This is a genomic window from Algoriphagus sp. UBA3586 (assembly GCF_002376385.1).
Taxonomy (GTDB): Bacteria; Bacteroidota; Bacteroidia; order Cytophagales; family Cyclobacteriaceae; genus Algoriphagus; species Algoriphagus ornithinivorans.
Genome location: NZ_DFMT01000039.1, coordinates 54,025 through 60,193 on the forward strand (window position 1 = coordinate 54,025; position 6,169 = coordinate 60,193).

Sequence of the window (6,169 nt, forward strand, 5' to 3'; positions counted from 1 at the left end):
TATTTACTATGAAGATAAATCAGACATTTCTTGTGTGGATAACTCTCGTTGGAATCAGTTTTTCCTGCTCTCAAAAGAAAGAATCAGTATTGATTCAAGATGAGTTAAAAGAAGACTTATCCACATTTGTTGCTAACCCCCAATTGGTGGAAGAGCAGCCCATCAATCAATTACAAATAGGCGACTCAGCTCCTCCATTTACTCTTCCTGCTGTAGATGGAAAATACTATAGTCTGGAGGATTTTGGGGATTCTGATGTTTTGGTGGTCAATTTCACCTGTAATCACTGCCCGACAGCGCAGGCCTACGAAGACAGGTTTATTCAAACTGTGGATAAATACAAAAATGAGTCTGTAGCTTTTGTAGCAATATCCTCCAATAGCCCCATTGCCATTCTTCCTGAAGAATTGGGTTACACAGATTTGAGTGATTCATTTGAAGAAATGGGCATCCGTGCTGAAATGAAAAATTTCAATTTCCCTTACCTCTATGATGGGGATACGCATGAGTTTTCCACAGCCTATGGCCCAACTGCAACCCCACATGTTTTTGTTTTCGACAAAAACAGGAAGTTGACTTATTCCGGAAGGATCGATCGTTCTGAAAAGCCCGGAACTGCCAATGCAGAGGATCTACCTCAGGCAATAGACTTTACTTTGAAAGGCGAGGCATTACCAACGGATCAGGCTCAAACCCCGGCATTCGGTTGCTCCATGAAATGGGCATGGAAAAATGAATACACTATCAAAATGAACAAGGAATGGGAAGAAAAACCTGTGACGTTGGAAAAGTTATCCACATCGGGATTGGCGGATTTACTTCAAAATAAAACGGATGAACTGATGCTGGTAAATTTCTGGGCCACCTGGTGCGGGCCTTGTATCATGGAGTATCCTGAATTCATCACCATGCAAAGAATGTATGGGGAGCGAGATTTCCAGTTTGTCTCCATCTCCATGGATAGTCCGGATCAAGAAGCCAAAGCTTTGAAATTCCTCAAAGGAAAAGCCTCTGCTTTGCCTAATTATATCATGGATACAAAGGATAAATATGAGGTGATCGATATAGTCGGAAAAGAATGGGATGGGAGTTTACCCGTCACATTATTGATAGAACCAAGAGGAAATATTTATTACAAAAAACATGGCCCTATTAATGACTTACTCTTGAAACAAAAAATAGTGGATCATCCGATGATAGGACGGTATTATTAGACTAGAAAATTGAAAACCATCCAGTTAGGATGGTTTTTTTATGATTAGACTTTATTTAAAGCATTTTTCCAATTAAATTGAGTCAAATACAAAATTAGCTATGTCAGATCTTAAAGACCTTTCCCTCCTGCTTTATACGAACTCCAGACTTTTAATTCAGGCTTTCCAATTGAGGCTTAAAGAACTGGAATTGACTTATCCACAATATTTAACTCTTTCTGTGCTTTGGGAAGAAGATGGTCAGTATGTCAATCAAATAGGTGAAAAATTGGAATTGGACTCCGGGACTTTAACTCCCTTGATCAAAAAACTGGAATCTCAGAATTATGTCAAGAGAATTCGAAGCGAAGCCGATGAAAGAAAGATTAAAGTAGAATTGACCTATCCAGGGAAAAGTCTTCAAAGCAAGGTGGAAACCATTATTCAAAATTTAGAAGCTGAATTCGAGCAAATTGACAGTTTGGATATCTCAAAATTGAACAAGCAGCTACAAGACTTGTTTAGTGAGTTAAAAACAGCCAAAAAATAATATGGAAAAACTGAATATCGATTACACTGCAGTAGCAATCAACACAGGAGGAAGAAAAGGACATGTTCGAACCGAGGATGGCAAAATAGACCTAGATGTATCCATGCCCAAGGAAATTGGTGGAGATGGAGAGAAAACCAATCCTGAGCAATTATTCGCTGCTGCTTATGCATCTTGCTTCGGTGGTGCCTTGGGTGCAGTTGCCGGGAAAACAAGTTTAAGAGATTCAGAAATCAAGGCCAAAGTACATTTAGGGAATTATGGGCCAAATAGCTTTGGTTTGGCAGTAGATATTGAGGTGAAAATCCCTCATGCAGAATCCTTGGAGCATGCACAAAAATTGGTTGAAGCAGCGCATGAAGGTTGCCCTTATTCCAAAGCCACTCGCGGGAATATTGAGGTCAATGTGAAGGCGGTTTAAGTGTAAGAATTAGGCTATAAAACAAGGTTCTTGTTTTTAATTGGGGGTGTCGAAACCTAGTGCTGATGAAATTTGGCAAAAAGGCATCGACTCCCTGCCTCTCGTCAGGCAGGCGCCCAGCCTGACATTCGACTCCCGGCTTAAGGAAGGCAGGAGCTCAACCTAACATCTCGTATCTAACTTCTCGCCTCTCGACTCTAATTTCTGATAACAACCACTCCTTTCCCGAGCATTTTTCTATCTAATATAGCCTGCAAGGCTTCTGGTGCTTCTTCCAATGAATATTTCCGGCCGATATGCTGTTGAATTTTTCCTTCTTGAATCCACTGCATTAACTGTCCGATATTCTGAAAACTTTTTTCAGATTCCAGTTTGGAGAACTGCCCCCAAAACACTCCCATGATAGAGCATCCTTTCAATAGGGGTAGATTCATTGGGATTTGAGGAATTTCTCCGTTTGCGAAACCCACGATCAAATACCTTCCTTTCCAGGCCATACCCCGTAAAGCTGCTTCGGTAAAATTTCCTCCAACAGGGTCATACACTACGTCAACGCCTTTTCCACCGGTCAACTCTTTGATTCTATTCTTAAGCTCCTCCTTTTCATAATTGATCGTTTCCGAAGCACCTTTCTTTTTGCATAAATCCAACTTTTCTTGGGAAGATGCTGCCGCAATGACATTGGCTCCGAGTAACTTCCCTAATTCAACCGCTGCAAGCCCTACTCCACCTGCCGCTCCTAGCACCAATAAGGTTTCTCCTTCCTTGAGTTGTGCCCGATCTTTTAAGGCATGAAATGAGGTGCCATAGGTATATAAGGTTGTGGCAGCAATTTCGGAAGGTAAACCAAGAGGTAGAGGAAAAACACGGTCAATATCCACTGCAACCTTTTCAGCAAAACCTCCCCATCCACATAATGCTAAAACAGAATCCCCAAGCTTAAATTGCTTAACTCCCTCTCCAACCTCAATAACTTTTCCTGCCACTTCTCCTCCTGGAGAGAAAGGTAATTCTGGTTTGAATTGATATTTATTTTGAATGATCAGTACATCAGGAAAATTTACCCCACATGCCTCCACCTGAATTACTATTTGCTTGGCAGCTGCTTTGGGATCTGGCAAATCCCCAAAGATCAGGGATTCCGGCATTCCGTGTTCTTGACAAATAATCGCTTTCATAAGATCTCTTGCTTTCTACTAAGTAATCAATTTTGAAGCTCTTTACCATGGAGAGGGCCGGTTTTTGTTAATTTCTAACTAGTGAAATTTATTTGAGAGGTTATTGAATTTCACCGCAAAGGCGCTAAGGCCGCAAAGAAGACCGCATGGTTTATGTCTTTTAGTTTAGAAAAATATCTTCTGTTTGGAATAGGGGCAAAATCTTAGTAACTAATAACTCAGTAACACATAACTCTTCCCTTGGGCCGCTGCAAGCTATTTTTTAAAACCACATAGGCACAGTAGCCCACATAGCATTGGACAAAATTGAGCTTTTCCCTAAACGAGAACTCAATAACTATTAACAATTAACTATTTGAATCCTGTTGTATTTTTCCACAAAATAAAATCGATAGTAAACATAGCTTCCTATATCCTTGGCTTCTTCCATCCTTTGCGGGAGATAAAACTTTGCGTCGCTGCGGCTCCGCGAGAATCTTATTTACCGCAGAGACGCGGAGGCCGCAAAGAAGATCGCAAGGTTTATGTCTTTTAGTTTGGAAAAATATCCTCTGTTTGGACTAGGAACAAAATCTTAGTTACTAATAACTCAATAACCCATAACTCTCACCCTGGGCCGCTGCAAGCTATTTTTTAAAACCACAGAGAAATGATAGAAAGCATCTCTTAATAGATTCTTCGCCTCTTGTATCCTTTGCGGGAGATAAAAATTTCCGCCACTGCGCCGCTGCGAGCATTTTTTTAAACCGCATAGGGAATATAGAAAACATAGTTCAAAAAACTTTTTGCTATTGATCATACTTGGCGAAAGAATTTGAGACTGCCACGCTCTGCTCGCAGTGACGCATTAATCTTTGCTTCTTCTATTCTTCGCGGCATACTAAAAAGCAATTCGTTTGATGCATTTTTTAAACCACATAGGCACAGTAGCCCACATAGCATTGGACAAAATTGAGCTTTTCCCTAAACGAGAACTCAATAACTATTAACAATTAACTACTTGAATCCTGTTGTATTTTTCCACAAAATAAAATCGATAGTAAACATAGCTTCTTATATCCTTGGCCTCTTGTATCCTTTGCGGGAAATAAATCTTTGCGCCACTGCACCGCAGCGAGCATTTTTTTAAACCGCATAGGGAACATAGAAAACATAGCTTCCTGCGTACTTTGCCTCTTTCATCCTTTGCGGGAGAATATACCTTTGCGCCGCTGCGAGAAATTTTGAGACTGCCACGCTCCGCAAGCTCCGCTCGCAGTGACGACTCCATTTTTTCCCCAACAAAACCGCAAACTTAATAGGCATTTCCTCCTGAAAGCGATAATTTTAAGCCTTTAACAAAAAACAGAATCAAAACCCATGGCAGTAAACGATTTTATCCAAGCAAACAAAGAGCGATTTCTCAATGAATTGATTGACTTATTGAAGATTCCTTCTGTCAGTGCTGATCCAAAATTCAAAGACGAAGTATTTCGCGCAGCGGAATTTGTGAAAGAAAGTCTGGAAAAGGCAGGAGCTGATATGGCTGAAATTTGCCCAACGCCTGGATACCCTATCGTTTACGGTGAAAAAATCATAGATCCATCCCTTCCAACTGTTTTGGTTTATGGCCATTACGATGTGCAGCCGGCCGATCCTTATGAATTATGGGATTCTCCTCCTTTCGATCCTGTCATCAAGAAAACTAAAAATCACCCGGAGGGAGCCATTTTTGCCAGAGGTTCTGCCGATGACAAAGGGCAATTTTACATGCATGTAAAGGCTTTCGAAGCCATGATGGCAGCAGGAGATTTACCCTGCAATGTCAAATTTATGATAGAAGGGGAAGAAGAGGTAGGCTCTGACAACTTAGATGCTTTTGTCATAGAAAATAAAGAGAAATTGAAATCCGATGTGATTTTGATTTCTGATACCCATATGATCAGCATGCAAGATCCATCGATTACTGTGGGCTTGAGAGGATTAGCCTACATGGAGGTTGAGGTGACGGGCCCCAATCGTGATCTTCACTCTGGAACTTATGGTGGAGCCGTGGCAAACCCAATCAATGTACTGTGTAAAATGATTGCCTCGCTCAAAGATGAGAATGAGCACATCACTATTCCTGGTTTTTATGACAAAGTGCAGGAATTGACCGCTGAACAAAGAGGTAGATTGAATGAAGCTCCTTTTGACCTGAAAGAGTATGAGGAGAAACTGGACGTGGCTACTGTTTTTGGAGAAAAAGGATATACCACCATTGAGCGGGTAGGCATCAGACCTACTTTGGATGTGAACGGAATTTGGGGTGGATATACCGGTGAAGGAGCTAAAACAGTGCTTCCTTCAAAGGCTTATGCAAAAATTTCCATGCGTTTGGTTCCTGATCAAAACTGGCAGGAAATCGCACAGCTTTTTGAAAAGCATTTCAAATCCATCGCTCCAGCAGGTGTGAAAGTTAAAGTGAAAAGCCATCACGGAGGTTCTCCGGCTGTTGTATCAGATTCTTCTGTGGGTTATAAAGCCGCGGAGGCAGCTATGGAGGAAACCTTCGGCAAACGCCCAATTCCAACCCGTGAAGGAGGATCCATTCCAATTGTTGCGCTTTTCCAAAAGGAATTAGGTTCGGATCCAATTTTATTTGGTTTTGGTTTGGATACAGATGCCCTTCATTCTCCAAATGAACACTATGGGGTTCAAAATTACTTCATTGGGATAGAAACTATCGCCGCTTTCTTCAGGCATTTTAAGAAGTTGAGTGAATAGGTTTTACTCAAATTTGAAGACGTGCCAAATGAGGCTGTCTCATAAATAGCTCTAATGTCAGCCTGAGCGCCTGCCTGTATTC

The 6,169-nt window shown here is 41.3% G+C and carries 5 protein-coding genes; 4 read left to right on the forward strand and 1 reads right to left on the reverse strand.

The features are described from left to right. The first annotated feature begins 32 nt into the window (after positions 1-32). From B2906_RS14325 to B2906_RS14335, 3 genes are all read left to right on the forward strand, one after another. On the forward strand, positions 33-1,214 hold the full coding sequence (locus B2906_RS14325; RefSeq protein ID WP_255590430.1) for a redoxin domain-containing protein: 1,182 nt from the start codon (positions 33-35) through the stop codon (positions 1,212-1,214). Between the two features lie 100 nt (positions 1,215-1,314). Continuing rightward, the gene (locus B2906_RS14330) at positions 1,315-1,743 is read left to right on the forward strand and encodes a MarR family winged helix-turn-helix transcriptional regulator (protein ID WP_286940665.1); all 429 of its coding nucleotides are present in this window, start codon (positions 1,315-1,317) and stop codon (positions 1,741-1,743) included. Position 1,744: 1 nt separating this feature from the next. Beyond that, positions 1,745-2,164, forward strand: coding sequence for an organic hydroperoxide resistance protein (locus B2906_RS14335; protein ID WP_144603596.1), 420 nt, complete (start codon positions 1,745-1,747; stop codon positions 2,162-2,164). A gap of 197 nt (positions 2,165-2,361) precedes the next feature. Here the strand turns inward: B2906_RS14335 and B2906_RS14340 are convergent, their stop codons facing one another. Beyond that, positions 2,362-3,342: an NADPH:quinone oxidoreductase family protein gene (locus tag B2906_RS14340; protein WP_219957488.1), complete on the reverse strand. Its 981-nt coding sequence runs from the start codon at positions 3,340-3,342 to the stop codon at positions 2,362-2,364. A 1,359-nt stretch (positions 3,343-4,701) separates the two neighbouring features. Here B2906_RS14340 and B2906_RS14345 point away from each other — a divergent pair. Further along, the gene (locus B2906_RS14345) at positions 4,702-6,087 is read left to right on the forward strand and encodes a dipeptidase (RefSeq protein WP_144604716.1); all 1,386 of its coding nucleotides are present in this window, start codon (positions 4,702-4,704) and stop codon (positions 6,085-6,087) included. Positions 6,088-6,169: the final 82 nt, after the last annotated feature.